Genomic DNA, 25,831 nt, shown 5'->3' with positions numbered 1-25,831 from the left:
GACGGGAACCGTCAGCGCGGACACGGCCGAGCACCACCCGCGCGAGGTGAACTGGGTGGGTCAGCGGTAGGCGGCGAGGAAGGCGCGGGTGCCTTCGGCGGCGAAGTGGTCGGTGTCGGTGTGCTGAGTGCGGCCGGTGAACATGGCCTGGTGCAGATCTGCGGGCGGGTGTCGTCGTCACCGGTCGCTCTTTCCCCGTCCGGCCCGTTCGTCCGCCTGCACCCATGCGGCGAAGTCCTCGATGCCGTCGATGACCGCTTCGAAGCGGAAGGAGTGGAAGAGGTCGAAGGCGTGGTGGCCGCCTGGCAGTTCGGCGTAGACGACCGGGGCGGCGGAGGTGGAGCGCCGGGCGGTGACGAGGGCCCTGGTGTTCGCGGTGTCCACCAGTTCGTCCAGGTCTCCGTGGGCGATGAGGAACGGTGGCGCGTCCGGGTGGGCGAGGTTGGCCGGTGAGGTGGCCGGGTCGTCGTCGAAGTACGGGCCGAGCCACCCGTTCAGGGCGACGGCGGCGGTCACCGTGGTGTCCGCCTCCTCGAATCCGGGCTGGAAGGCCAGGTTGTTCGGGGTGAGCGCGGCGAGCGCGGCCATGTGCGCGCCCGCGGAGCTGCCTGCTACGAACACGGGTGCTGCCGGGTTAGCACCGTACTCGTGAGCGTGGGCCCGCGCCCAGGCGATGACCTTCTTGGCGTCGATCAGGTGGTCGGGGTGCGAGGAGGCGGGCCGCAGCCGGTAGTTGGCGCTGACGCAGACCCAGCCCTGGCTCGCGAGGCGGTACAGCAGCGGCAGGGACTGGGTGTCCTTGCGGCCCTGGTCGTAGTGGCCGCCGTGGAAGTGGATCAGAACGGAGCCGCCTTCGGGGCGGGCGCGGTGATGGTAGACGTCGAGGAGGTTGCGGCGGCCGTCGTCCCCGTAGGCGAGGTTCGCCACCCGCCGCACGTCTGCGCGGCGGCGCAGTACGGGCCGGAGCAGGATGCGCGCGAGCGGTGGCCGGCGCCGCGTGGCCGAGCCGGGGCCGAGCGCCTCGTCGAGCGCGGCCGCGACCACGGGCGCAGCCCGCAGCCCCCGCCGGGCGACGACGACGAACCCCGCGGCCGGCAGGAGCGCCAGAGCGGCGAGCACCCGGGCGGCGGCCGAGTCGATGTCACCCTCCACGAAGGCGAGTGCCGTTGCCGCCGCCAAGCCGTAGAGGGCGAGAAACGGCAGCTCGTTGAAGACCAGTCCGAGCCGGTAGCTGAACCAGAGGAGCAGTCTCGGCCCGCGGACACGCACCAGGCAGAACACCGCGATCAATGCGGCCAGGACCACGGTCACCAGGTATCCCACAGGCACGTGCACCCTCCCCGTTCGTCGGCCGGTTCGCTCCGCGCCTCCGACCACCACAATTGAGGTACCTCGACTGTGGTACCACGGTTGGGGTAATTTTGGATACGTGAATCAGGAAAGACGGGATCGCCTCGGCGACGCGGCCATCGGCGTACTGGCAGAGTCCGGCAGCCGGGGACTCACGCACCGGGCTGTCGACGCCGTGGCGAAGGTCCCCCTGGGCACCACCAAGAACTACTTCCCCACGCGGGACGCACTGCTGCGCGCGGCCGCCGAGCGCATCATCGAGCTGTACGAGGCCATCCCGCGCCCCACCCCCGACGACCGGGCAGGGCTCGCCGCACTGCTGCGCACCCTCCTGGAACATGTCGTCGGGCCGGGCAGGGTGCGGGTGCGCGCCCTCCTGGAGCTGCAGCGCGAGGCGACACGGACCTTGTGGCTCGCCCAGTCGCTCGACACCTTCACGGCCGCGGATTTCGCCTACTTCGAGCGCGCCCAGCGCGCCGCGGGCCTGCCCGTGACTCCACACCGCGTCGCCGCCGTCACCATGGCGCTGCACGCCGCGCTCCCCCTACTGGTGGCCGACGCCCCGGCGGCGCGGACCGCGGCGGGCCTCGACGACCTCGACGGGTTCGTCGGCCAACTCCTCGACACGGTCTACGGAGAGCCGCACGGCACCGGACCAGCGGACCGGACCTAACCCCGACCCGCACCGCTTTCAACTCCGGTGCCCGTCCGACTGCTGACGGCGGCAATGACGATCGCCGGCGTGGTCACCGGGTGGTGGTTCCGGTGACCGCCGGCAGTCTGATGCCGACGGTGTTCACCATGGCGGTGGTGTCGTCCTGAGCCTCGGTGACCTTGGCGTGCAGCCGCCACGATCGGCCGACCATCGGGCTTGCCGGCTTTCAGTACACGGGACAACTCTGTGCGGCGGTCGGGCCCCCCGGGGCTGGCCGCCCACGCGCCGGACCTTGGTGCCCTGCCTGCTGGGTGAGTCCGTCACTCCTGGGTGCTTTGTCGTTTCGGCAGGACGCCACGTGGCTGTCAGGTGAGGTTGGCCGACTGCCGGGCGAACGCTCTGGGGAGGCTCAGGCACCTGGGACGGATGGGGCGTCGAGTGGGACGACGTTCTCGCGCAGCGCTGCACGTTGAGGGAACTGCCGCACTGCCCAGCCTGCGTACCAACTCGTATGTGGAACAAGGGATTTCGCCGAGCGCCCAGCAAGTCGAAGCTCAGATAGTGACCATGAAACGGTCAAGTGATCTTCATATTGTGAGCACTGCGTGATCAGGTACTCACAACACCTTCCACCCGTGCCGACCTCTCCGCACGGAGGGGGGTTTGGCATGTCCATCACATAGAAGGCAATTTCATGCGCCGCAGAAGCAACGCCACCGTCATCGCCCTTGCCATCGCCGCAGCGTCGGTCATGTTCAGCGCCCCGTCCGCCTCGGCCGTCACCTACTGCAGCAGTGGGGGCTACACGTCCACGGGCGAGCCCATGGAGCGGTGCACGAGCCTGTCCAACGGCATCCTGGCTGTGAAGCAGAGTTCCAGTGGCGTCGTCAGCACCGAGTACTACAAGTCGGGCGGCTCCACCATCACCGCCAAGCTTGGCTACTCGCGCGGCGGGACCAACCACTACGCCAGCTCTGTCTCCATCAGCTCGGGCACGACGAAGAGGCAGACGTGGTCGCTGTCCGCCGGCTCGTACTGCACGAGCACCATCGGTCTGCTCAGCTACAGCGGCGGCACGTTCCAGACGCCGACTTCGCACTGCTGAACCTGAACCAACACACCGCAGGCCCCGTCTACCCAGGCGGGGCCTGCACTCCTACCGGTCCCGTTCTCCCCGAGATGACCACGCAAGGAACCACTCCGTGTTTTCCGCCATCTTTCAACACCACGTCGGCTATCTGGCCGCGTGCACACTGATCGGACTCGTTCTCGGCGCCGCAGCATGGATGCTCGCCGGCAAGCGAGAGAACCCTCATGGGGCATGGTGGTCCGGGCTCGCCTTCACCCATACTGGCGTTCTCGGCGTCACTTTCATGGGCGCGGGCTCAGCCAGCGGCGTGTGTGTCCTCAACCACCAGTTCGCCGAGCCCTTTCACACCACGCAAGGGCTGTGGAACCTGGCCATGATGGCGCCCGTCGGCGCCTTCGCCCTCCTGGCCATCCGCCGCCCGTTGCCTGTTCTCGTCGGAGTGATCGCGCTTCCGCTGGCCATCGAATTCGTCCAGGCCACCGTCGACGGCCTAGGACGCGTGTGTGACAGCTCGGATGCCGAGATGAACATCATCGGCGGACTGATCGGCGTCGCCACAGTCGCGGTCGTGCTCGCCAGCCGCGACTCCCTCGCCTGGCAGGCGGGCCTCAAGGGCTCCCTCATCGCCGTCGCCGCGCTGCTCCTCCTGGGCTCGGGTGTCATGCGTCCAATGCTCGCCTTCACGAACGTGGACGGCAGCGGCGTCGTCGATGCAAGCTCCGGCCAGAAGAGGGCGGTTGAGGCGGCCGTCCATGAGGCGTTTGGTGACCGCTACAGGATCGGCAAGATGTACGAGCAGCCGTGCGGTGATGCGTCCTGCACCAACATCATCTTCAACCTGCGCTCCCGTGAACAGGGAGACTCCGGAGACTTTGGCACGGGTAGCCTCTCGTGGCCGGACAAGAAGCACCTGAACGTGCAACTGGAGAACAGCGACCGCCCCACCGCCATGGGATACCCGGTCGGAGGCGCGAAGGCCCCGTCCACCGATGCAGCAGCCGCCCGGATCGCGAAGTCGTACGCCCAGCACAAGTACCCGTGGGCGAGCGGTGCGACCATGCGCCAGACGACCCCGGTCGGCGCAAAGGCCGAGCTCGGCTGGATGACCAACTGGAGATGGACTCACAACGACGTTCTGATGCCCAGAATGCTCGACGTCCAGGTAGACAGGGCCGGCCATGTGTCGCAGATCGACGTCACCCTCGGACCGACCCGGGCAAAGCTCCCCGCAGCCAAACTTGACGCCGTCCAGGCCGAGAAGGCAGTGAAGAAGGCGGTAGAAGCACAGCTCCGAGCCAACGGTAGCGTCGGCGCCGAATTCCACACCAAAGCCGTCACCGTGAAGGCGGTCGAGCAAGACGGCAAGTGGCAGCCGAACTGGCTGGTGAACGTAACGTGGCCCAGCACCGCAGAGAGCAACGATTCACAGGAGCTGCCAGCGGTCGACATCTACCGGGTGAACGCCGTGACGGGGCAGGTGTACGACTCGACCGGCCAGCCCCTCAAAGCCAGCTGACGTTCTTGTCAGTGCGTCGGTGGTGGTCTCGTTAGCCAGAACTGGCTGACGGTCGACGGCGCGCTCACCGGCTGGGGGCTGCGATGACTGGCGGCTGCCTGACCGTGGTCCCTCCGGGTGCACCCGCCGTAGACGGCAGCTGCCGTTCGGTGCCCTGATGATGCGCGGCAGCTTCGGAGCCTTGGCGCGGGGAGTTTTAGGGCCCTCGACGAGTGGGGCTGTGCTGTCAGGACAGCCCCGTTTATCCAGGTCAGCTGAGTACGCGTACTCAGGCCCCGCTCGCCCCCGTCCCGAACACTGCAACCATGTCCTTGCGAAGGATCACCGCCGTCATCTCGACCGTCGCCGCCGCACTGGCCCTGAGCGGCTGCTCCGGGGATGACCTCTTCTCCAACATGAACGGGACCCGCGCCGCCAACTCAGCGGCTCCCGCCCCGGCGAGCAGCCGGCCTCCCGCTGGAGATGCACCGCCTAACTACGCGGACAACAGCCGAGTCCGTCAGCCCAAGGACGTGGCCACCCGAGACCGAGCAGAAGCCAAGCATCTGGCACAGGAGATCCAGCGTGTTCTTGAGACGGAACGAGAGCGCGGGCGGATCTCCCCGGCAGAAGTACGTCCGGCTCTTGACGCTCTTGTTGCTCCCCGACGGCTCGATGTCGGCATTCTGATGGTGGGCACTGCCCCGACCGTGCAGGAAGACGGCAGCGAATTTGGCGTCTTCGTCGGCGACACTGCCTGCGTCAACGGGGCAGTGAGCAAAGAGCGTGTATGGGTCGAGATCAGCGGGCACTACCCTGAGACCGGCTGCATGATCCCGTCTCCTGCTCACTGACTCCATTTCATCCAGCTGAGGACGTACCCCGTCGGGTCCACCAGACGGGGCCGATCGCTGGTGGGGACAGCGGTGACAGCGGACCCGTCTTGTCTCCCGGGCCTCTTCACGTACGTCATCGGCGACCGTGAACTGCAACTCGTGCAGTCGGCCGACTCCCACAGTCCGCGCTGGTGATGACGCTCTTTGAAATCGGCCACCCTCTGCTCAGGGTGACCCCATACCTGCTCGCGATTCCCCAGTCTGGAGTGACATGACCTCTGTGGGGCAGGGGGCCGGTTTGTTCCTCGGCTGATGGTCAGGGCTGTTTCGCGATCTGTCGGCCGAGCTGTTCGAGGAAATCCTGCAAGCTGGACGCGGCGACCTCGAAGTCGTCAAACCAGGCGGCCGTGGTGGACTTCCAGACTTGTCTGCTGTCTCCGATCGCGAACAGATGGCCCCCGCCGTCGCTGGCGAAGACCAGTGCGATCGATTCGCCGTCGATCGGAGCGGGGCCGTACTCGCGGAAGTGTTCCGCCACCGTTACTGGTGAGTGGATGAAGTGCCCGTTGTCGACGTCGGGCAGGGAAGCCTCGCTGATCACCCAGTAGAGAGTGGTCAGGTCGGAGGGGATCGGCGTCAGGTCCACGAGCGAGTCCGTCGCCTGGTGGCTGTCGTCGGTTGCGAGCATCACGGCGTTGTGGCCGGGTGGGAAGCCGTGCGTCGAGAGGAAGGATTGCATCAGCTTCGTCAGCGCCGCGTCGGCCTGCTCCTGCCAGGACCGGACCGACTCCGCGTCAAGCCGCTCACCAGACACGTTTCCCCCTCGAATACGCGTGGGACCCGCCGGCGCGAGCCCGGAAGAACACAACGGAGGGGTCAGCATGGAGTGCGATGGGAACCGCGCTTTCCGATGCCTACCGGGTCAGCCGCCGTAACCGTCATCGGTCACCTGCTTCCGGTGGCGATCGGGGTCGTAGATCGCGGTGAGGAGCGGCGTGATTCCCAGAGCGTAGAAGCCGTACTCCAACTGCTGGTACCACGCTCGTTGTCTCTCTAGCTCCTTCGACACCTGAACGGGTACTCCGCCAGGGTGGTCGCCGGTGGACACCATGACCACGAACGATGTGCCCTCGTCTGCCGGGTCAGACGGATTGGCGATCACTGTGAAGTCCCACGTTGCTGCGCCGGGCACGTCCGAGCCGGCATCCAGCCGGCGCAGGACGAACGTCGGCTGCCGCAGTAGAACTCCTGACTGCGCCCGGATCGCCATCGCCTGGTGTCCCACGATCCGCCAGGGCGGCTCCGGGCCCGTGTGGTGAACGTCCGAAAAGAGGTGGTCCCGCAGCTGGGAGTACTCAGCGGCCGTTTGCGCCAAGGCTCTTGTGTCCGCGGCCAGTTCGCGTCTGTTGTCGCAACTGTCGAGCCGTCCGGCCAGAGAGTGCAGTCTGCCCCGGACCCATGGCTTGAGGAAGCGATCGAGACCACCTAGCCGGTAGGCGTCCTCGGCAGACTCAGCAACCAACAGTGCGCCATGGGCCAGAGCCTGGTACCTGGCTGCGAGATCCATTCGGCTCCTCTCCCCGACACGACAACCACGGCCCACCGTTTCGATCAACACATCGGCAGCGAAGGCTGATGGCATCCGCCAGCGCGCCCGCACCCCCGTTCCGAGGGCACCCCTCTGCCCCATGCGCTGGCGAAGGCCTGGAGCTGCCGTCCTACCGCTGCGGTGCGCTGGTGTATGTCGCACCGGTGGGCCGTGCCGCGGTCTGTGCCTCGCTAGCGGCTGCGCTTGACGTGCAAGACCAGCGATGCGCCCGCCCCGACCAGGACGGCGAAGACTGCACCGCCGTAGTTGTCCTGGGTGATGCTCGCGGCGGCGATCACGGCCCCGATGACGAGAGGGAAGCCGGTGGTCTGGCCAGTCCGTTTCACGTGAGCTCCTCGATGGGACGGGGGAAGGAGCCGCCGGGACGGACCGCCCTTCGCGCCGGTCAAGTGGCGTGCATGTTCTCACCGGGTGCCAGGGCCGGGCCAACTGCCCACTGGTGATCAACGCAAACAGGCCATCGGTTGTCGCGTACCTGCGTCTTGACGTGGCGACAACTCTTCGCTGCGCCAACTCTTCCTGGCTGCCGGCAGGGGACGTGTGTCGGCCTCATTGAGCGCTCGCGGAACCGTCGAACGGTGAGTGTCTGTGCGTGAAAACCGTGTGCGGAAGGACGAGTTGGGGCCCGCAAGAGATCTGAAGCAGATATTGCGAAGTGGATGCTTCATATCTACGGTGGGGTCATGAAGCCCAAGCAAGAGCCGGACCGGATAACTGAGTTGGCCCGTTTGAAGGCGTTCATCAACCCCCTGCGGATGCAGCTCTACCGGCTGCTGTACGTCGCGGGCTCCGCGACGGCGTCGCAGCTCGCCGAGCAGGTCGGCGAGACGCCGTCCCTGGTGAGTTATCACCTGCGCAAGCTCGCCGAGCACGGTTTCGTGGTCGAGGCGAGCGGCCAGAGCGGCGACGGCCGTGAACGGTGGTGGAACGTGGTGTCCGAAGAGGGACTGGGATTTCGCACCTCTGATTTCGTGGACACACCGGAGGGGGCTGCGGTTGCCGGAGCCGTCACCCGGGGCATCTTCGATACGCGTATCGCTCAGTACCGCACGTATCTGGACGAGCGGGCGGCCTGGGGCAAGGAATGGACGGACGCGGCCTTCAGCTCCGAATGGCTGGTCGACCTGACAGCGGCCGAGGTCGCCGAGATGAGCGACGAGTTCGAGGCCCTGGCCCGCAGTTGGCGCGAGCGAAGCAAGACCGCCCGGGCCGCCGGCGACACCGAGGGCCGCGAGCACGTGGCCCTGCACCTGTACGGCTTCCCGTTCCGCCCCTGACACCCGGAACAACTCACCGCGACCCGCTGGAGTTTCGGCATGACCACCCCAGACACCGCCTTACCCGAACACGCCCTCAGACCGGCCTACCGCGACGGCAACGTACTGCGCTGGCTTGCTGCCTACACCCTCTCCCTGGTGGGCGACAGCGTGTACTTCGTCGCTCTCAGCTGGTCAGCCCAGAAGGCCGCAGACGCGGCCGCGGTCGGATTCGTGATGGCAGCCGGGGCGCTACCGCGGGCCCTGCTCATGCTCGGCGGCGGCGTGGTGGCCGACCGATTAAATCCCCGCCGGGTGATCCTCGGCAGCGACACCCTGCGCTGCCTGCTCATCCTCACCGTCGCCGCAGTGATCGCTCTGACCGCCCCGGCCCTGTGGATCCTTGTCGCGCTCGCGCTGGTCTTCGGCGCCGTGGACGCCCTGTTCGTCCCCGCCATCGGTGCTCTGCCCCCGCGCATCACCAGCCCCGACCAACTGGCCCGTGTCACCGGTCTGCGCTCCCTGTCGATGCGTCTCAGCCTCATCGCCGGCCCGCCCATCGGAGGCCTGGCCATGACCATCGGCGGCACATCAGCCACCTTCGCCACAGCCGGCCTGCTCTTCGCCGCCTCCCTGCCCCTCCTGCTCACCGTGCGAATACCGCACCCCGAGTCCCGCAGCCCGCAAACACCGAAACATGCATCACCGCGCCAGGACCTCGTCGACGGCCTGCACTACATCCGCCGCCACCCCTTCATCGGCCCTCTCCTCGCAGCCAGCGCAACCTGCGAACTCGGCCTCACCGGCATCTTCAACGTCGGCATCGTCCTCCTCAACGCCGAACGCGGCTGGGGCCCCACCGGCTACGGATGGATCGTCTCCAGCTTCGGCGCCGGAGCAGCAGCAAGCGCCGCGCTGCTCGCCATCGCCGGCTGGCTGCCACGCGCCGGACTGATCCTCACCGCGGCACTGATGGTGGGCTGCGCAGGAGCGGCCACCATCGCACTGGCCGACACCATCGCACTCGCCGCGGTGCTGGCCGCCGTCATCGGCTTGAGCGCCGGAACCTTCGGCAGTCTGAACAACGCCCTCGTACAGTCCGCAAGCGACCCCGCCTACCTAGGCCGCGTCACCTCAGTGATCATGCTCATCACGGTAGGCATCGCCCCCCTCAGCTACCCCATCGTCGGCACCGCCATCGCCGCATTCGGAACAGCCCCAGTCTTCGCCGCCTGCTCAGGATTCGCCGCTCTGGGCGCGGTCGTAGGCCTTGCCTCCCATTCGGTACGCCAAGCCCAACTGCCACGAAGCCGGACCGGAGACCCCTTGCGACAGCAAGGCGCGTTGCCGAGAGAGCCATGATGCGGTCCTGAGAGCGGTGGCGCCGACCTCGCCGGCCACACGCCCTCATCAACAAGATGAGGGACGGCAACGCTGTCGGCACCAAGAGGGAGCGACGCGCACGGCGTGTCCAACTGGCTCCGAGTAGCAACGGATCTGCATCCGGTCGTGTTCCGCGGCCGCGTCTTCGTCTGTGGTGACGGGATTGTGAAAGGAAGCCGCAGGTCGGTGTGCTCGGCCAGGCACGATGGTCCTGTGACCGTCAGCCGCCATCGCCGTTGTCGGCACCGACGACGTCAAGGACCCCAATCTCCGGGGCCCCCTGCGCGTCGTGGCGTTCGCCGCCTGCTCCCTCTCGTGCTGTGGGGGAGGGAGCCGTTCCTCTGACGCCGTCGCCCCTCACAGCTCATGGGCAATTGTGACCGGCTGATTTCAGGATGAGAAGCCCGAACCGCATCGACGGAAGGCGTTGAGCATCATCTTCCAGCCACGCGAAGTACACAGGTTGTTCAAATCTGAGGAAGAGCTGAGGCGGAAGTGTGGGCTCCGTCATACCTGCGGTGCGGGCGACGGGATTTGATCTAGCTGCCAACCTCAACCTGGCCTACAGAAAGGCTTACTGACGACCAGCTCATCGATGACTCGCGCAGGCAAGCGTGCTGTGATCATCGGCGCGGCGGCGGCAGCGGCAGCTGTTGGCGTTCTCGCGGTGCCCGCTCAGGCGTCCTCCTGGTCCAGCTCCCTCAGCAACGTATACAACGACTTCGAGTCGCGCAGATGGACCGACACCGGCGGCTCCACGACGATCAAGTTCACCACCTGCAAGAGTGGTGGAACGCAGGCCGTGGGCGTGATGCTGCGCAAGGACACCGTCGGGCCCGACCCGAAGTACACCAACGCGAGCTTCACCAAGTGCTTCGACTACACCGGCGCCACGTCCACCGGCAACTGGGACGACCACGGCAGTGGTAACTACTACTTCGTCGTCAACTACGGGAGCAACAACTATGCCCCGACGTCGGTGTCTTCGCTGACCGTCTACTACTGATCGACACGTCGCTGGGCCCGCTGCGCAACGCGCCGCGGGCCCAGCGTGCAGAAAGGTCCCTCCATGACCCTCACCTTCCGTGAGTGCACCTTCGGCTACCGGGGAGGTGATGACGTCATCCAGAGTCTCGATCTGGCATTCACCTCCGGAGCCACCGTTCTCCTCGGCCCCAATGGAGCCGGTAAGAGCACACTGCTGTCGCTCGGGGCGAGCGCACTGCGTCCACGGTCCGGAGATGTGACATTCGACAGCCTGAGCCCGTGGAACCGTAAGCAGTCCGCGACCTACCGCACCTCAGTGGCCTGGCTCCCGCAGAAGCCGACGTTTCTCTCAGGGATGACGTGCCGTCAGCACGTCACGTATGCGGGATGGCTCAAGGGCATGCCGCAGCGCGACGCGTCGAGCGCGTCGGGCGAGGCGTTGGAGCGTGTAGGCCTTGCCAAGCAAGTGGACCGGAAGGTCAGCGAGTTGTCCGGCGGGCAGCAGCAGCGCGTCGCGATCGCCCAGGCGCTCGTCCACCGAGCCAAGGTCCTGCTCCTGGACGAACCTACCGTGGGGCTCGATCCGAAGCAGCGGAGATCGTTCCTCCAGCTCATCACGTCACTGCGGAACGAAGTGCAGGTGATCGTTTCCACGCATGACATTGCTGACATCAGCGAAGCTTTCAGTGACGTGGTCGTGCTTCATGGGGGCAGGGTCCTGTTCAACGACTCTGTCCCTTCGTTCCTTGCCCGCTCGGGTACGCAGGGAGCCCCGGAGCGCGCCGCTGAAGACGCCTACACCGCTGTCCTCGAAGGGGGATCTTGGTGATCATCTGGCGTCAGACGCTGCGTTCGGCGGCCCCATGGATCATCCTGCCAGCAGCCCTGTTCGTGTACATGTACATGGAGAGCATGGTTTTCACCGTTCCGTCGCATTACGGAACTGAGTCGGGTGAGAGCACGATCTCTGCGCTGGCCGTCATTGCCCCCGCTGTTGCCGCGTGTTCCGCATGGGACTCGGGGCGCTTGCAGCGCATACGCCCCATGTTGATCACCTCCGCACGGTCACGGTGGTCGCTGCTGCTGTTCATCAGCACTCCCATCGCCGCACTGGGGGCCGCGCTACTCGTCCTCGCCACTGTCCTGGCACGGATCAATACCGGAGTGTTTTCCTCCGGTTCGGGGTGGACCGGCCTGGTGCACGTGATCATCGTTGCTGCCGAGTGGGCGGTGATCGGCTGGTACCTCGGCGGGCGTCTCCCTAAGAGCATTGCTGCACCGGCGGCCGCAGCCGTGTGCTGGACCTGGCTGACAATGCCGCACGCCATGTCGAACGCGTGGCTGAGGCACCTCGGCGGGTTCATCGACGGAACATCCACGATCACTGATGTCCACCGGCCCGAAATCTATTTCGTGCCATGGATCTTCACAGGCTGCCTGATAGGCGCGGCGTGGCTGCTCACCCGTACAGGTTCCCGTCGGGTCTTCCTTTCCGCCGGTGCGGGTGCCGTTGCGGCTGCGCTCCTCATGGGATACGTCGCAGTCAGCGGATGGGGCTTCAGCAATCCGTCAACCATCCGCGCCTTTGAATCCGCATGCTCTGGGACCACTCCGCAGATCTGTGTTCCACCGGAGTACCGTTCCTACATTCCACAGATCCGTCGCAGCACTCGAGGCCCCCTCAAGGCATTGGCGGCCGCCGGCGTCACACAGCCGAAGCGTATGGAAATCCTGTCGCCATCAGCAAAGCTCGCACCGGGCGTATGGCGGCTGCACTGGTCGCTCCCTGCCGTTCACCAGCAGGCCGCCTACCACACAGCCGCCGACGTCATGGCTATCTCAGCTGTCGAGGGAACCGCGGCCGAGCATGGAAAGCAGTCATGCGGAGGTCCGTCCGCTCCGGAACTCGTATGGGCCACTGCAGTTGCAGGCAACAAGGAAGAGGTGCGCAACGTAACCGATCCACAGTTGTGGGGACTGGTGGGACCCGTCCTCGACAAGCCGGTGAAGGAGCAGTCCGCCTGGTTCACGCAGCAGGTCCTCGACCATGCCTGCACAGCGCAGGGGGCGCGGTGAGACTGTATGCGACAGTAGTGCGGAAATGGTGGTCTGCAGCTGGGGCCATCATCCTGATGGCGGTGATCTGCCAGCTCTCAGGGACAAGCAGCATCGAGCTGCCTGCTCTCAACGGCAGTGGCGTCGCGCCGTTGGCCTACTTCACTCCTCTACTGGTGTCTTCAACGGTCCTGTACTGCCTCAGCCGGCGAGCCGATCACATCGAGCGGACCGCCGCAGTACCCCTCGCTGTGATCGATGCGGCATTCGTAGCGTCAGTATTCGTCCTGTGTCTGGCAGCGGGGTTGGTAACAGGGTTCGATAACGCCCGCAACGTACTGCTGCTGACCTGCATCGGTCTCCTGATCTCCCAGGTGGGCAACAGCGCATCAGGTATGGCCACAGGCATGATGCTGATGATCGCCAGCATCGTCGCGGGACGTGGCCCTGGAGGAAGCCACGCCTGGTGGGCCGTGGTCCTGTACCCGTCGAACAGCATCCCTGCGTGGTCCCTGACAGCGGTACTGCTGGCAGTCACAGGCATCCGCTCTGTCAAAGCCTCCGGAAGGCCGTAGCGTTCCCTCCGGCGCCAACCAGAGGTGTATTGAGGCGGGCCACGCGGGCCCGCCTCAATGAGGCGTCGCCCGGGCCGCCGACGCGAGGTGACCGTGATCGACTCGAAGCCGGTGCCAAACGTCTACGACGGCGGTGACAACCGCCACTTCACCATCTCGCACATCAACGGCTCCGTGTACACCGGGCCTCGTGAGCGTCAGCAAGGTCTACGTGGACACCACCAAGGCCGACTAGCCGCCAGCCAGTCTTAGCGCGAGGACACGCGGACGGGAAGCATGGCGCCGTGCTTCCCGACCGCTCCCTGTCATGAGAACGGTCTTCAGACTTGAACCTTCGTACCCGCCTTCGTACCTCGCCGGCCCTGTGGACCGCTCCGATGTGGCTCGGCATCATCGGCTTCTACTACTTCCACGCCCTGCACCTTGAGGACCCCTACGAGGAGGTCATAGCAGGGCCATTGTGGGCGCCGGAGCAGGTGGCCCTGTCTCTGTCCTACTTCTACTCGTTCGCGTACGCCGTCACGCTCGGCCTCGCGGTATGGGAAGGCGGACGCCTCAAAAGGGACGGCGTCTGGGCGCTGGGCCCCGGGCGTTCCCGGCTGCGAGTCGCGGCCCACACCCTGATGCCGGTGGTTGTGGCCGGCTGGCTGATTCTGCTGCTCCCGGCCGTCATGCGATTGATAGAGACGCAACTGTGGCCCACACCCGCAGCCATCACCCCCGTGCTGATGGGCATGGGCATCGTGATCGCGTACGCCGTGTTCGGCTGCGCACTGGGCCAGGTGGCTCCACGCCTGATCGCCGCTCCGCTCGCCGCGGCGGCCGCCCAGTACTTCATCAGCGGATCATCCTCATACAGCCCGCCGTTCTGGCCGCGGCATCTGCTGGGCCAGGTCGACACCACAGTCGCGTTCGGAGAGACCTACGGCCTGATGACCGTGGCACTCCCGCTGGTGTTCGCGGCGGTCGCCGCGGCTGCCGTGGCCGCATGGTGGGTCACTACACACCAACAGCTCTGGATCCGCTGGGGGGCCGCTGCAGCCGCGCTTGCCGTCATGGCGACCTGCGCTTTCGTGGCCAACGGCTGGCGCGTCGGTGACGGCCCGGTGTCCGCGGGGCATGCCGACGTCACCTGCACCGGAACCGCCCCCCGCGTCTGCATGGCCACCGCCGGCGGAGCCGTGGACAGGCTCAAGGACGTGCGCACCGAAGTCGTCTCCTCCATCGAGAAGCTTCAGGAGCGTGGGGTGGACGTGCCGATGCCTGCCACGGTGACCGATGCCCTGCTCACGGAACGCCACCCGGCTGGATCCACCGAGAAGGAATGGTCCCTGCCGCTGTCGCGACAGGCAGGCAAGCTCGGCGGCGGAATGGTCAACATCCGCTACGCCGTGGTTCTTACCTCGGTCAACTTCCCGTGCCGCATGCCGAAGTCGGTCGCCGTCGGGCAGACTGCGGACTGGATCGTCAACCGCGACTCCGCCATGCTGTGGGCTGCCAAGACCATCGACGCGGACAAGCCGTACCTCTCCTGGCGCAAGGGGGAGTACGCGGGCCTCTTCAAGAACCCCGACGACGTGATGAACAAGGTCAAGGAGCGTGCCGGCAAGGGGTACGCGCTTCCTGCTGCCGAGCAAGACACCTGGTTCCACGAGGAGCAGGCGAAGGCGTGCACTCTCCTCAAGGCGGGTAACTCGTGATCTGGTGGATGAAGGCCCGGCAGATCGTCCCGGTGCTCGTTCCCAGCCTGGTCGCCTTCACCCTGATCGTTGCCGTCGGACACGACCTCGTGTTCATGCTGCCCCTCTGCTGTCGGTCGGCGGACGGCCGGTCTTCCTCACCCAGGCCATGCCGCTCATCGTGACCTCTGGCCTCGCCTTCGCGCTCGCGCAGATCCTGCCCGAAGCCGAGACGGTCGCCACGCGCCCCGTCCGGAACCTGGATCTGGCACTCACCATCGTCACGGTGGTCCTGGCCGGCACCGCGGGACTGGTGGTGGGGGCGATTTCCGGTTCCGAGGAAGCAACCGCGACATGCCGCAATCTCTTCTTCCTGACCGGGTTCATGCTCATCGCGCGTGCGGTGCACCCCCAGGCGGCCACGCTCATTCCGGTGAGCTGGGTATTCATCGTGATCTTCCTCGGGTACCGGGACTTCAACCGGCCGTGGCCCTGGGCCGTCACTCTGCACCCGGCGGGGTTCATGCCCACGTTCGTACTGAGTCTCTTCGTCTTCGCATGTGGCCTTGCCGCTCAGGCCCGTACACGCCACTCCGCCTGAAAGGCAGTTCTCGTCATGACTGTTCAGCTCGTCGATGTCTCCTACGCCTACGGACGCCGCGGCAGGAGCGTCATCTCGCACCTCGGTTACCGGGTGCCCGACGGCTTCACCGTTCTCCTCGGACCCAATGGCGCAGGGAAGTCCACACTCCTAAAGCTGGCAGCTGGGGTGAACCAGCCGGACAGCGGCTCAGTGAGCTACAACCGCGTCGGCTCGGAAGCCAAGGAGTACCGCGCGAAGGTCGCATGGATGCCACAGACCATCACGCCGATGGCAGGTCTCACCGCACGGGAACAGGTGGCCTACACCGGCTGGCTCAAGGGCATGAACCGGGGTGCAGCGTGGGAGGCGTCCGTCCAGGCTCTCGATCGGGTCCAGATGCGCGAGCACTCCGACATCAAGACCAAGAAGCTCTCCGGAGGCCAGCTCCGCCGAGTAGGCGTCGCCTCCGCACTCGTCCACGGCGCCGACACCCTGTTCCTGGACGAGCCCACCGCGGGCATGGACCCCACCCAGCGTCGCGTCTTCCGGGACCTCATCCTGGGCCTGGCCACGGACGACGTGCGCGTCCTCACGTCGACCCATGACGTCTCCGACCTTGCGGAAGAGGCCAACCACGTCACCGTCCTCACACAAGGCACCATCACCTTCGACGGCCCGACCGCCGAGTTCCTTGCCTGCGCACCGGACGCCCCCGAGCCACGCCGAGCCGAGATCGCGTACACAAACCTCACCAACCTGACCGACTTCGCGCATTGAGCTTCTTCGCCGCAGTCTCCAACAGGAGAGCATGTTCGCTTCAGGCGCCTGCGCCTATCCCGAAGGCCCCGTCGATGGCGGGGCCTTCGCGTCTCTCGGAGCCGACCGCCGAGGTTGTTCTGCGCCCTCGGGGGGGCAGAACCGGCTCCACGAAGCCGCGAGGCCGAGAACCAGTCCACGCTCGCCGGTAGGCGCGGCGTCGACGCCGCGTCGACAATGCTCCTACAGGACGCGATGGTGTATGGGCTGGCAGGCGCCGTGGTCGAGGTACCCGTGTGGGGCGCATCGCCGCGGTCTCACCCCTCACCGTCGTTGAGTAGTCGACGACACGCATGTCAGTCGGTTGACCACGAGATCGGGAGTAGTACGCGGACAACGCGCCGGACTAGCTGGCTCTGATCACGACGTGAACAGAGCCAGCCGGCCGTGCGGGAGTCGGGTTTGGAAGGGCCCCGCTACGCCTTGCCCGCGGCTTTGAACCGGAAGCCGAAGAGGCCGCCCTCTTCGCCGTCGGTGAGGCGGGGGCTGCGGACATGTGGTTTGGGGTCAAACCCGCGTTGGGCAGCGGTGCTGAGGGTGTCGGTGTTCAGGGTGACGATGTACTCGTCGACGTCCTCCTCTACAAGACCGACGCGGACACTACCCACGGCCGATGCGGAGGCGGGGCCAGTACCTACAAGGCCTTCCCCGGAAAACACACCCTCAGCATCCCCCGTCGCACAGAACTCCTGCTTGAACACCACCACACCGCACGACATGAAGCCCGCAAAGCCGCACAACAACGCATGCAAACTCCCCCCCGCCGCTGACCCGTTCAGAGGCAGCTGGCAGGACCGCAGCCCCCGCCCACGGCATCATCCAGGCCTGATTCACCCGCCAGATCCTCGTCCTGGCCGACCGCGCCTAACGAGGCGCCGGGCTGCACCGTCCGCACTCCTACGAGGAATCCGTGAACAGCCCGCCCACTACCAGCAGTTCAACCGAGACCACGCACGACTCAGAGCTCCCGGCGAAGGCGACTTCGCCCAACTGAAAACCTGGCGCATCCTCCAACGAGCCAGATCCTCCACCCGCCGCATCGGCACCATCGTCCAAGCCGTCCACACCCTCCTGATCTGCGGCTATGCAGGATGAAAGAGGCACAGTACAACCGTTTCCCTCACAACAGCGCCACCCTCGTGCCACGCTGGCCAGATGGGAAGCGAAACGCCACCGCCGGGCCAGCCGCCGCAGGTCCTCAACCCTCTTTGGATCATCGCGCTGTTCCTGGGACTCTCCGAGACGACGGTAGGGATTGCGGCCGCCCAATCAAATGGCTGGGTACAGGGTCTGCTCGCGGTCTTCGCCGTTGCCTTTCCCGTCTTGGTGTCCACCGCGTTCTTCGTGATCCTATGGGTGCGACCCGAAGTGCTATATGCGCCGGGAGACTTTCCTGAACACGTCCCTATCGGCGCCTACGTGGACGGGATGCGCCGACGATCGGCTCCGGATCCCGACATGATCCAGGCGGTCGTCACCGACATGCTGCACACCGTCCTGCCGCCCGCGCTAGAGAGCACGTCGGAGTCCGCCGATGTATTGGAGGAGACGCTGGACAACGCCAAACGAGTTCTGGCTGAACGCACTCTGACTGTCGACGTCAGCACAATCACCGGAATCCCCGATGACCTGTTCCAATGCCCGGCCTTCAGCACCCAGACGGTGAGTAACTTCCTCGACTCGCTCTGGGGATACCTCCGCGATTACATTCCACCGTTTCGATATGGGCGGGATTGGGTCCTCATGAACGAAGAATCAAAAAAGAACTTGAGGGATCTAGGATCGCTCTGGGCTGCACGTAACGACACAGAGGCAGATGACCGCCTGCTGAGCGGTGTCGGTATTACTCCCGATTCTCAACTACGAGCGGTTCGCCTGGGCGGAAGAAGAACACGATCAACCAGGACTCAGACTGTCGAGTCATCCCCGAGGAGTCCTTCCGTGATGCCGGGACAGAGGAGAATCTGAGCAGCCGGGGTGGACTGTCATATTTCCCGGGTGCCGATTTTGGAAAGATACTGACCGTGCTTTAGGTGCAGGCTGTTACGTGGGTCGCCCATATGGAACGATGAATGAGGCGACAGGACGGGGCCGAGCTGCGCTCGGCCCCGACAGCGTCTCTGACGGCCTGTCTGGCGGGTTGTGGGGGTTCAGGGTTAGGGATTTGGGGTGGCCGGCCTCGGGCGTCGGTGGTCCTGGCCGTGGTGCTGGGGAGGGGTGAAGTTCTGGGGTGGGGTGGGTTGCGCGGGTAATTGAATTGCGTTTATTGGTGATGGTTGGGGTTTTGTCGGTGGTGGGTTGTCGTGTGGTTGTCAGTGTGGGTGGGCTGGTGGGTGTGTGGTTGTCCGCTGACATGGGTTGACGAGTTGTGGTGTCGTTCGTTGCAGGTGTGGCTGGCCGGTTGGGTGCAGATCGCTTTCACGTTCCGGTGTTCATGCTGGTCACGGAGGTGGGGGTGGGGGTGGGCCAGGCGGGGTTGCCGGTGAGGGTGTCGATGGCGGGAGTGATACCCCGTGGTGCGGTCATGGTGAGTTGGTTGTGGTGGTGGAAGTTGAGGTGTTGGAACAGGCATCGGCTGGGATGGGCGTGGCCGGTCAGGTAGTGCCAGGCTCTCGCGGCGGTGATCGCGGGCCTGGCCCAGGCGGGGACGGGATGCCAGGTGCGATGGCTGGTGGGGTGGTAGGGCGGGTGGGGGAGTGCGATAGCGGTGACGTCGGGTGCGAGGTCTTTCAGTCGGACAGCGGCGAGTCGGGCAGGCGTGGTGGTACCGGTGATGGTCTGAGTGGCGATCAGGCCTGCGTGGAGCGGGTGCCCGATGCGTTGTATCTCCTCGATGGCCTGCTGTTCCCTGCTGCAGGTCATGGCGCTGGGCACGGTGCAAGGGGCTGTGTCCGGGCGGGCGCGGCCCTTCCTGCCGAGTACCCTGCGGGCTTCTTCCGCGCGGGCGGCGATGACGCCGTAGCCGGGGCCCAGGAGTGCGGCCCGCTGGTGAAGCGTCGGGTTGTTCGCCTGGTGCCAGAGCAGGGTGAGGTGGATCTGGGTCTGCCGGTGCAGGAAGGCGAGTTGTTTCCAGCGGGTGGGGCTGAGGATGAGGGTGCGGAGCACGATGAGGTGCCCGATGCGGTGCGCGCCGATCCAGCAGGCAGCCGCTGTCCATGCCGGGGTTACCTGGTCTGCCCAGGTGGCCTGGTGGCGGGGTGTGCCCGGGGCGTAAGGCGGTAGCCGTTTGTCCAGGGCGTGGAGCAGGTCTTGGGCCAGGGCGGGCGGTGTGGATGCGCCGGGCGTGGGGTGGAGGGTGATACGGCCGGCGGCCCGGTGGTGTGCGGCGAGGGCGGCCTGCGACCACAGAGGGTCGTCGTCGGTGTCGATGACGACGCGCACCATCGTGCGCACGCTGCTCAACGCGTGAGCCCGTTCTTGATCTGCCGTGGCCGCGGCCTGGAGCACTCACATTCCATGGATCTTGCTGTAGGCCCAGCCGACGAGTTCTTCGGTCACCTGGTCCGTTCCGGTCCTGGCCATGCCTTCGGTGAGCAGGGCGGTGATCGTGGCCCAGTTCCGGAAGCTGCCGCGGGCTGCCTCGGCGTCGATGGTGTCGATCAGTTCCGGGTCACAGGCGGCCCAGATGGGGTGGAAGGCCTGAACGACGGGCCGGATGTCGGTCCTCGGGATCCGCTTGAACTCCTGCCAGATGTAGATCCTGGAGGCGAGCATGGGCTCGCGGCGCAGCACTTTGTAGCAGTTGTCGCCGCCGGCGAAAATGATGGCGATGTCGGTGTGGCGGTCGTCCCACAGGTGGCGCCAGTACTCGAATCCGGTCCGGCTCATCCACTGAGCCTCGTCACAGACCAGGACCCGGAACTGTTCGGCGAGGACCTCCTTGAGCAGGGTGTCGAACTCGATCGGCCGCCTCGGTGGTTCGCCGGGCAGACGCAGCGCCTTGAACAGGCCGTGGCGGATGTCGCGCGGAGTCGGACCGCTGCGGAGCTCGAGCCGGTAAGTGATCTTCGGGGCCACCTCACGCAGGGCGGAGTTCACCGCAGTGGTCTTGCCGTAGCCGGACGGCCCGTACGCGCACGTCATCGCCCTGGCCTTGATCACCATCTCGATGTTGTCCTTGCTGGTCAGCAGCGCGTCAGTGGAGACCAGCCGCGCTTCAGGGACCAGGAAGTGGTCCTCGCACATCGTGGGCAGCTGCCCGTACACCGGTTCACTCTTCATCACCGAGGCGGTCTTCCTGTCGTTGTGGGCGCGGCGAGGTGCCGGGGCGGGCCCAGCCGTCGGGGGCGGGGCTGTGCGGAACGAGATCGGGACGGGCCCGGGCCGCACGCCTGCTGCGCGCGGTCCTGGCCAGTTCACCGGCTGCCTCGTCGCGTCCCGGCGTGCGAAGCGACACCGCATCCCCGGGCGTGGTCTGTGCCTTGAAGCGGTCCCGGCGCAGCCTTTCCGCGGCTTTCAGGTCAGCGCGCAGTTAGGGGCGGCCGCGGTGCGGGCGCCTTTGAGTGCTCGGATCTGTTCCAGGCTCGCGGCATCGGCCAGGTAGGCGCTGCCCAGGTGGCGCCCGGCGGTGTCGAAGACTTCGATCAGGTCGTCGTGGTGGGGCAGGTGGCGTACGACGACGCGGGTTCCGGTACGGCCCACCATCCAGTCGGCGATGTAGTCGCGCCGCCGGAAGTGCACGCCGTGACCGGTGAGGGTGCGCGTCCGTCCGTCGTCCTCGAGGGTGAAACGGGCGAGCTGCTCGAGGGGCACGTCCGCCAGCGGGGTGGGGTCGGCCACCCATGCCTCAAGCGGTGTCTTGCCCGCCAGCACGCCGGGACGGTGCCGGGTGTTCCACCACCGCACCCAGTCCAGCAGCCCGGACACGAAGGAAGCGTAGGTGAGCGCGGGCGCGTCAGGATCCGCTGTCCGCCCACCAGTGAGACGGGCCCGGTGGGTGTAGCGGGGCAGCACCGCGAAATGCATCTCCTCCACGGCATCGTTGAGCGCCTCGACGGTTCCCTTCAGATGAGGGGTGTAGGCGGGCAGGTCGATGACAGCGACGGCGAACGCGCCCATCGCGCTCGTGACCGCGCGGCACAGGAACTCCTTGCCGCGGTCCACCCGGATCGCGGCAGGAACGCCACCCGCGGGCCCGTACGGCTCCCGTCTGTCGATCGCGCACCGCAGCGCGGCCAGCACCGCATCCCGGCTGGGCGCATGCGCAGTGACCGCCACCCCCACGATCACCTTGGTCGCGCAGTCGATGAACCAGGTCACCCACGGGCACACCAGCTCGCCCTCGACATCGACCTGCACCGGAACCCGCTTGTGGTCGCCCTCCCAGACCGCGTTGCGGTGCGTGGGCGGACGCCTGGCGAACACATCGTGCGCACGCCGCGCCTTCTCACCCTGTCGCAGACCGGCACGCTCGCCCGCACTCAGATCTCGGCGGATGGCCCGGTGCAGCGTCGCCAGCGAGGGGACCGGCGACCGCTGGGGGTCCAGGTGGGCGCGTTCGAGAAGCTCGACATGGACCCGAGAGGCGTTCCCACCCCACAAGGCCAGTAGCTGCCGCACCTCGGCCGTCACAGTGAACCGTTCAGACGGGACTCTCCCGAGCCGGCCCTCCGCCCGTGCAGCGGCGAGCCACCGCCACACCGTCCGCTCGGACCTGCCCAACGCCTCGGCCACCAGCCGGACATGCCGGGACGCCAGCTCGCCCCGCCTTTCCAGGCCGAGCAGACGCTGGACAGCGGCCGCGCGGCTCACGTCAGCCGGCTGCCCCGCCCGCGCCGGTCCCGCCTGGGTTCTCTCGTCGGACATACAGCCAGTTCTCGCACCGCACCTGCACCCTGCTGACGAATTTGTACATCCCGATGACGCGCATAATCGGCACCTGCTACCCAGCCGGATGCTCGCGCATGCCGGATTCACCGTGCGCCAGCGCGGCGGCGCAGCGCCTGACTACGCTCGCACCATGCCGTCCTTCGCCACGGACCCCCGTCACACGGAACTCGTCACCGTCCTCACGCCATTGCTGCGCCGCACCCTCGCCGATGACGCGGGCGGCTACGGCGGCTCCTACGAACTGCACCTGACTGCGCACGAAGCAGTAGAGCTGGGCGGTATCAGTCTCATCCGTTCCGCGATGCGTAAAGCCGCCCGCTCCCTGGGCTGGTCTCCGCTGAAGACCTACGGCGCCGTGTACGAGAGCGTGGCCGTGGCAGGCGTACTGGACCAGCGAGAGATCCCCGAGCCCTTTGCCACTGCAGTCGAACAACGTCGGCTCGAGCGAGGCAGGGCCTCCGCCGAGATCGTGGGCAAGAACATGCAGGACGGCCGGCACCGCGCTGTTCCCGGCTCGGTCTTCCTGACCACGCAGGAGTTCCGCGCCGCCTACGCGACCCGGTGACCCGGGGAGTGACACGCACTTCAACGTCACCCTGTTGAAGCCCTCAGGAACACACCCAGCACCACGGGTCCTGCTACCACCGCATGCCGAGGGCATCCAGTTCGTCTCGCCGTTCGGTGGTGAGTCTGTCCGCTCTCCGGCGTACGTTCGCAGTCCACATGCCCAGGTAGACGAGGACGGTGCCCTCCGCAGTGATCACCCTGCCCGTGGCGGCGGGCCCGGCATCGGAAACGGGGACTGCCTCGATGTGCTTCCTGGGCACGTTCAGGTGTCCTTCGCGTCTATGGAACTGGCGGGCGGCGGTGAGGTTGAGCATCCACTTGTGGTCCTGTGTCCGCCGTACCGGCCGCTCGTCTTCACCCACAGGCTCCAGACCGAGAACGTTTTCCAGCAGCCATGCCTGCGCGGTCGGCAGCTGGTCCCAGCCGTGCCGCTGCGCTCGTACCCACCGGCCGAGATCCTCGCCCTGGACGACGACCTGGCCGGGCCCGGTCGGCACCGCACCGCCCTGCTGGACGTGGATCCGCACGAGCCGGAAGGCCCGCTGCCACGCGATATCCCAGGCCGGGCACCACTCAGCATCGATCTCCTCCAGCGCCTCCCGCCGTGATTCGGGCAGAGCACCGGCCTCGGAGCCGACCGGCTCTCCAGCCGCGCGCCGCGCCTCGAGCTCGTCAGCCAGTTTCGCTGCAGCACGCTGCGCTTTGGCCCAGTTCCCGACGGGGTAGCCGTTCCACACCGCCCCCACCGGCGGCAGGAAGTGCCCGTGCACCCGGGCCCATTCCCGTGCGGCCGTGAGGCCTTCTTCGAAGGCGAGGTCTTGGTGGGACCAGACCATGCCCAACTGGTCGAGCTCGCTGGCCCGTTCCCTGCCCAGACGCCCGGCCCGGTTCACCTTGCGTTGCGTGGCCAGCCACGTCCCGAGCGGGAACCCGCCCGGTGACCAGTCCTCGGGCGTGACAAAGTCGTACGCCACCCGCAGCTGCTGCGCGCCCGTCTCCGTCACGTACCGGGTAGCGGCCTCGAGCCCGCGCCGCCAGTATTCGCCTTCGGGCTCCAGCACCCGCAGCCTGACGAACCGAGCCAGCAGTGCGGGATCGCGCGGGCTGGAGAATTTGAGCAGTTCCCGCGCTCCCGCGCTCACCGGATCCGTCGGCTCATCGCCATCCAGATCCTCGATGCCACCCTCGAATTCGCGCGTGCTGTGTCCAGCCTCGTCCGGCTCAGCGTCCTCGTCTGCCCAACTCCCGCTGCGTGGGCGGGAGTCGGCGAGTGCCTCGATGGTGTCCGCGTCGTGCGCGCGGAGCGCTTCCAGGACCTTGGCGAGGGCTCCGTAGGCCGGTGAGGTGAGCATGTCGTCGGGATTCTCGTCCTCGGCGAGAAATACCGGAACGATCAGAGAAGCGATTTTCCCCTGCCCCGGCTTCATACGAAGTGCCCGACCGACCATTTGCACGATGTCGACCATCGAGCCGCGCACATCACCGAACGCAATGGAGTCCGCAACAGTGTCGACACCCTCTCCCAGCACCTTCACCGACGCCAGGACACGAAGCGCCGCGGGCAGCAACTCAACCCTGGCGCCGCCCCCGCCGCCCTCACTGCCGGTGTGGGTCTGGTGCTCGATGACGTCAGAGTCGAACTCCTCCAGCACCGCCCGCCGGTGGACAGCCGAGTGGTCGCCGTACAGCCAGCTCGCCCACACCCGCTTCGGATCCGGGTACATCCCTGGATCCGCCTCCCACAACCGCCCTGCAGCGCCCACGACGCCCTCGGCCATGGCCTCGGCCTCAGCCACGCGCGAGTGGAAAGAGAGCAGCTTGCGCACGTTCTCCTGCGCGGCCGCCGTGAGCACGCCGGCCTGCAAAGCAGCCAGCCGTGCCCCGCGCACCCGCTCCGTCCCCGACCCCAACTGCGCCCGTCTCCCGTACTCGGGGTCGCGGATGTCAACGCACACGACCTGATACGGCGCGACCAGTCCCCGGCCGATCGCCTCGGACAGGGTGAGCTTGTAGGCGACCGGGCCGAAGACGGGGGAGTCCTCACTCATGCTCGCCACCATCCGTGGCACAGACCGCCCCTGGCCGGCTTCCCACACCCGAGGGGTGGCCGTCATGTACAACCGCCGCCCTGCCGGCACCTTCTGCTGGTCGTGCACAGCCGCCCACGGTTTCAACCCGTCCCCACTCGTGCGGTGCGCTTCGTCGACCACCACCAGGTCCCATGCGGCGAGGCCGGCTGTGTGTGCCCGCTCAAGGACACCGACCGACGCGTACGTGCCGAACACCGTCACCGTGTCCAAGCCCCGCACCCACGTGAGGAGTTCACTCACATCAGTGGTGCAGGGAACCCCTTCGGAGTCCGAGGCGGGCAGCGAGCACGCCCCGATCATCGCGCCCGTGCGGCCCCCGTCGCGCCGCCAGGCGGCCGCGGTCTGCACGAGCAGGCTCAACGTCGGCACCAGCACCAGCACCCGGCGCGCGCCGAGCTTGTGCGCGGTGGCGGCGGCGATGAGGGTCTTGCCTGAGCCTGTCGCGGCGATGCACTGGCACCGCATCCCCTCGGCCGGCAGGCGCCCGTCCGCGGGTGTCTGAAGGGCCCTCAGGATCCCGTCGACCGCCTCGACCTGATGAGGCCTCAGTACCTGAAACCCTGTCGGCAATTTCCCTCCTCTGACGGGTACTCTGATAAATTTGTTGAGGCCCGCTAGCCGATTCGTACCGGAATCGAAGAAACCTGTCCCAAGCATTGAAGGCGTAGCCTGAGCGCCCATCTGACTTCACTCTTAATGGGACAGGTAGTCTGCTGTAAGATCCTAAGCTACCTTGCTAGAAAGTTTGACACGCTCACCTGCGCAGGGCGAGGCGAAGTGACTGGATCGGTAGGGTTGAAGCTTCAGTCCGACGATGGGTGCCTCGGTGAGCTCGGAACTGCATCCCTGCCCTCAGCAGGGACGGCACCCCCAGCCCAACTTCCCACACTGACGCTCCGTCAAGAACCCGACTACCCTGCCCTACAGCCAGCCGAAGGCCAGCGCGGAGCGCGGGCCGCCAGGCCGGATCGCGGAG

The 25,831-nt window shown here is 66.7% G+C and carries 23 protein-coding genes and 2 pseudogenes; 16 read left to right on the top strand and 9 right to left on the bottom strand.

Features of this window, described 5'->3' with window-relative positions:
• Positions 1-177: 177 nt before the first annotated feature.
• A complete protein-coding gene (locus ACFW9D_RS22720; RefSeq protein WP_384624233.1) occupies positions 178-1,329 on the bottom strand; it encodes an alpha/beta hydrolase in 1,152 nt (383 codons plus the stop codon).
• 100 nt (positions 1,330-1,429) lie between these two features.
• Between ACFW9D_RS22720 and ACFW9D_RS22715 the strand changes: the two genes are divergently transcribed.
• From ACFW9D_RS22715 to ACFW9D_RS22700, 4 genes are all read left to right on the top strand, one after another.
• On the top strand, positions 1,430-2,023 hold the full coding sequence (locus ACFW9D_RS22715; RefSeq protein ID WP_384624232.1) for a TetR/AcrR family transcriptional regulator: 594 nt from the start codon (positions 1,430-1,432) through the stop codon (positions 2,021-2,023).
• Between the two features lie 676 nt (positions 2,024-2,699).
• Positions 2,700-3,110, top strand: coding sequence for a hypothetical protein (locus ACFW9D_RS22710; protein ID WP_384624230.1), 411 nt, complete (start codon positions 2,700-2,702; stop codon positions 3,108-3,110).
• 97 nt (positions 3,111-3,207) lie between these two features.
• Entirely contained in the window at positions 3,208-4,611 is a 1,404-nt protein-coding gene (locus ACFW9D_RS22705; protein WP_384624228.1) for a VanZ family protein, read from the top strand.
• A 305-nt stretch (positions 4,612-4,916) separates the two neighbouring features.
• The gene (locus ACFW9D_RS22700) at positions 4,917-5,444 is read left to right on the top strand and encodes a hypothetical protein (protein ID WP_384624226.1); all 528 of its coding nucleotides are present in this window, start codon (positions 4,917-4,919) and stop codon (positions 5,442-5,444) included.
• A 298-nt stretch (positions 5,445-5,742) separates the two neighbouring features.
• Here the strand turns inward: ACFW9D_RS22700 and ACFW9D_RS22695 are convergent, their stop codons facing one another.
• From ACFW9D_RS22695 to ACFW9D_RS22685, 3 genes are all read right to left on the bottom strand, one after another.
• Entirely contained in the window at positions 5,743-6,240 is a 498-nt protein-coding gene (locus ACFW9D_RS22695) for a hypothetical protein (RefSeq protein WP_384624225.1), read from the bottom strand.
• A 108-nt stretch (positions 6,241-6,348) separates the two neighbouring features.
• On the bottom strand, positions 6,349-6,993 hold the full coding sequence (locus ACFW9D_RS22690; RefSeq protein ID WP_384624223.1) for a hypothetical protein: 645 nt from the start codon (positions 6,991-6,993) through the stop codon (positions 6,349-6,351).
• A gap of 212 nt (positions 6,994-7,205) precedes the next feature.
• Positions 7,206-7,361: a hypothetical protein gene (locus tag ACFW9D_RS22685; protein ID WP_384624222.1), complete on the bottom strand. Its 156-nt coding sequence runs from the start codon at positions 7,359-7,361 to the stop codon at positions 7,206-7,208.
• A 357-nt stretch (positions 7,362-7,718) separates the two neighbouring features.
• Between ACFW9D_RS22685 and ACFW9D_RS22680 the strand changes: the two genes are divergently transcribed.
• The 9 genes from ACFW9D_RS22680 (at position 7,719) to ACFW9D_RS22640 (ending at position 16,330) form a co-directional block, all read left to right on the top strand.
• Positions 7,719-8,312: a helix-turn-helix domain-containing protein gene (locus tag ACFW9D_RS22680; protein WP_384624220.1), complete on the top strand. Its 594-nt coding sequence runs from the start codon at positions 7,719-7,721 to the stop codon at positions 8,310-8,312.
• A 39-nt stretch (positions 8,313-8,351) separates the two neighbouring features.
• A complete protein-coding gene (locus ACFW9D_RS22675) occupies positions 8,352-9,653 on the top strand; it encodes an MFS transporter (RefSeq protein ID WP_384624218.1) in 1,302 nt (433 codons plus the stop codon).
• 616 nt (positions 9,654-10,269) lie between these two features.
• Positions 10,270-10,680: a hypothetical protein gene (locus ACFW9D_RS22670; protein ID WP_384624216.1), complete on the top strand. Its 411-nt coding sequence runs from the start codon at positions 10,270-10,272 to the stop codon at positions 10,678-10,680.
• Between the two features lie 63 nt (positions 10,681-10,743).
• Complete coding sequence (locus tag ACFW9D_RS22665; protein WP_384624214.1) at positions 10,744-11,490, top strand: ABC transporter ATP-binding protein; 747 nt, start codon at positions 10,744-10,746, stop codon at positions 11,488-11,490.
• Positions 11,484-12,737, top strand: a complete 1,254-nt coding sequence (locus tag ACFW9D_RS22660) for a hypothetical protein (RefSeq protein WP_384624212.1) — start codon at positions 11,484-11,486, stop codon at positions 12,735-12,737. Before ACFW9D_RS22665 ends, ACFW9D_RS22660 begins: the two co-directional genes overlap by 7 nt.
• Positions 12,738-12,799: 62 nt before the next feature.
• Positions 12,800-13,291, top strand: a complete 492-nt coding sequence (locus ACFW9D_RS22655; RefSeq protein WP_384624211.1) for a hypothetical protein — start codon at positions 12,800-12,802, stop codon at positions 13,289-13,291.
• Between the two features lie 377 nt (positions 13,292-13,668).
• Complete coding sequence (locus ACFW9D_RS22650) at positions 13,669-14,991, top strand: hypothetical protein (protein WP_384624209.1); 1,323 nt, start codon at positions 13,669-13,671, stop codon at positions 14,989-14,991.
• Positions 14,992-15,139: 148 nt separating this feature from the next.
• Positions 15,140-15,571, top strand: coding sequence for a hypothetical protein (locus tag ACFW9D_RS22645; RefSeq protein WP_384624207.1), 432 nt, complete (start codon positions 15,140-15,142; stop codon positions 15,569-15,571).
• Positions 15,572-15,586: 15 nt separating this feature from the next.
• A complete protein-coding gene (locus tag ACFW9D_RS22640) occupies positions 15,587-16,330 on the top strand; it encodes an ABC transporter ATP-binding protein (protein WP_384624206.1) in 744 nt (247 codons plus the stop codon).
• Between the two features lie 455 nt (positions 16,331-16,785).
• On the opposite strand, the gene ACFW9D_RS22635 is transcribed toward ACFW9D_RS22640, so the two are convergent.
• Positions 16,786-17,070, bottom strand: a complete 285-nt coding sequence (locus tag ACFW9D_RS22635; protein ID WP_384624204.1) for a hypothetical protein — start codon at positions 17,068-17,070, stop codon at positions 16,786-16,788.
• A 92-nt stretch (positions 17,071-17,162) separates the two neighbouring features.
• On the opposite strand from ACFW9D_RS22635, the pseudogene ACFW9D_RS22630 reads away from it, so the two are divergent.
• Positions 17,163-17,464: pseudogene (locus ACFW9D_RS22630) on the top strand (transposase family protein); the annotation flags it as partial.
• A gap of 60 nt (positions 17,465-17,524) precedes the next feature.
• A complete protein-coding gene (locus ACFW9D_RS22625) occupies positions 17,525-18,337 on the top strand; it encodes a hypothetical protein (protein ID WP_384624203.1) in 813 nt (270 codons plus the stop codon).
• A gap of 450 nt (positions 18,338-18,787) precedes the next feature.
• Here ACFW9D_RS22625 and ACFW9D_RS22620 read toward each other — a convergent pair whose 3' ends face one another.
• The 3 genes and pseudogenes from ACFW9D_RS22620 to ACFW9D_RS22610 form a co-directional block, all read right to left on the bottom strand.
• A complete protein-coding gene (locus ACFW9D_RS22620; RefSeq protein ID WP_384624201.1) occupies positions 18,788-19,771 on the bottom strand; it encodes a hypothetical protein in 984 nt (327 codons plus the stop codon).
• Between the two features lie 45 nt (positions 19,772-19,816).
• On the bottom strand, positions 19,817-20,590 hold the full coding sequence (locus ACFW9D_RS22615; RefSeq protein WP_384624199.1) for an AAA family ATPase: 774 nt from the start codon (positions 20,588-20,590) through the stop codon (positions 19,817-19,819).
• Positions 20,580-22,174: pseudogene (locus ACFW9D_RS22610) on the bottom strand (Mu transposase C-terminal domain-containing protein). Before ACFW9D_RS22610 ends, ACFW9D_RS22615 begins: the two are co-directional and overlap by 11 nt.
• 154 nt (positions 22,175-22,328) lie before the next feature.
• Here ACFW9D_RS22610 and ACFW9D_RS22605 point away from each other — a divergent pair.
• Positions 22,329-22,763 carry a hypothetical protein gene (locus ACFW9D_RS22605; protein WP_384624197.1) on the top strand — a complete coding sequence of 145 codons (435 nt, stop codon included), beginning with the start codon at positions 22,329-22,331 and terminating at the stop codon, positions 22,761-22,763.
• A gap of 73 nt (positions 22,764-22,836) precedes the next feature.
• On the opposite strand, the gene ACFW9D_RS22600 is transcribed toward ACFW9D_RS22605, so the two are convergent.
• Positions 22,837-25,425: a Helicase associated domain protein gene (locus ACFW9D_RS22600; RefSeq protein WP_384624195.1), complete on the bottom strand. Its 2,589-nt coding sequence runs from the start codon at positions 25,423-25,425 to the stop codon at positions 22,837-22,839.
• Positions 25,426-25,831 lie beyond the last annotated feature (406 nt).

The organism is Streptomyces sp. NPDC059524 (assembly GCF_042749255.1).
Classification (GTDB): Bacteria; Actinomycetota; Actinomycetes; order Streptomycetales; family Streptomycetaceae; genus Streptomyces; species Streptomyces xanthii.
Note: the sequence above shows the minus strand (reverse complement) of the source record. Positions and strands in the feature narration are given on the sequence as shown.

Coding starts and splice junctions, on each gene's coding strand:
- ACFW9D_RS22665 (WP_384624214.1), top strand. CDS start 10,744: ATGACCCTCACCTTCCGTGAGTGCACCTTCGGCTACCGGGGAGGTGAT.
- ACFW9D_RS22675 (WP_384624218.1), top strand. CDS start 8,352: ATGACCACCCCAGACACCGCCTTACCCGAACACGCCCTCAGACCGGCC.
- ACFW9D_RS22645 (WP_384624207.1), top strand. CDS start 15,140: ATGCCGCTCATCGTGACCTCTGGCCTCGCCTTCGCGCTCGCGCAGATC.
- ACFW9D_RS22700 (WP_384624226.1), top strand. CDS start 4,917: ATGTCCTTGCGAAGGATCACCGCCGTCATCTCGACCGTCGCCGCCGCA.
- ACFW9D_RS22650 (WP_384624209.1), top strand. CDS start 13,669: ATGTGGCTCGGCATCATCGGCTTCTACTACTTCCACGCCCTGCACCTT.
- ACFW9D_RS22680 (WP_384624220.1), top strand. CDS start 7,719: ATGAAGCCCAAGCAAGAGCCGGACCGGATAACTGAGTTGGCCCGTTTG.
- ACFW9D_RS22605 (WP_384624197.1), top strand. CDS start 22,329: ATGCCGTCCTTCGCCACGGACCCCCGTCACACGGAACTCGTCACCGTC.
- ACFW9D_RS22690 (WP_384624223.1), bottom strand. CDS start 6,993: ATGGATCTCGCAGCCAGGTACCAGGCTCTGGCCCATGGCGCACTGTTG.
- ACFW9D_RS22640 (WP_384624206.1), top strand. CDS start 15,587: ATGACTGTTCAGCTCGTCGATGTCTCCTACGCCTACGGACGCCGCGGC.
- ACFW9D_RS22615 (WP_384624199.1), bottom strand. CDS start 20,590: ATGAAGAGTGAACCGGTGTACGGGCAGCTGCCCACGATGTGCGAGGAC.
- ACFW9D_RS22710 (WP_384624230.1), top strand. CDS start 2,700: ATGCGCCGCAGAAGCAACGCCACCGTCATCGCCCTTGCCATCGCCGCA.
- ACFW9D_RS22625 (WP_384624203.1), top strand. CDS start 17,525: ATGGGAAGCGAAACGCCACCGCCGGGCCAGCCGCCGCAGGTCCTCAAC.
- ACFW9D_RS22670 (WP_384624216.1), top strand. CDS start 10,270: ATGACTCGCGCAGGCAAGCGTGCTGTGATCATCGGCGCGGCGGCGGCA.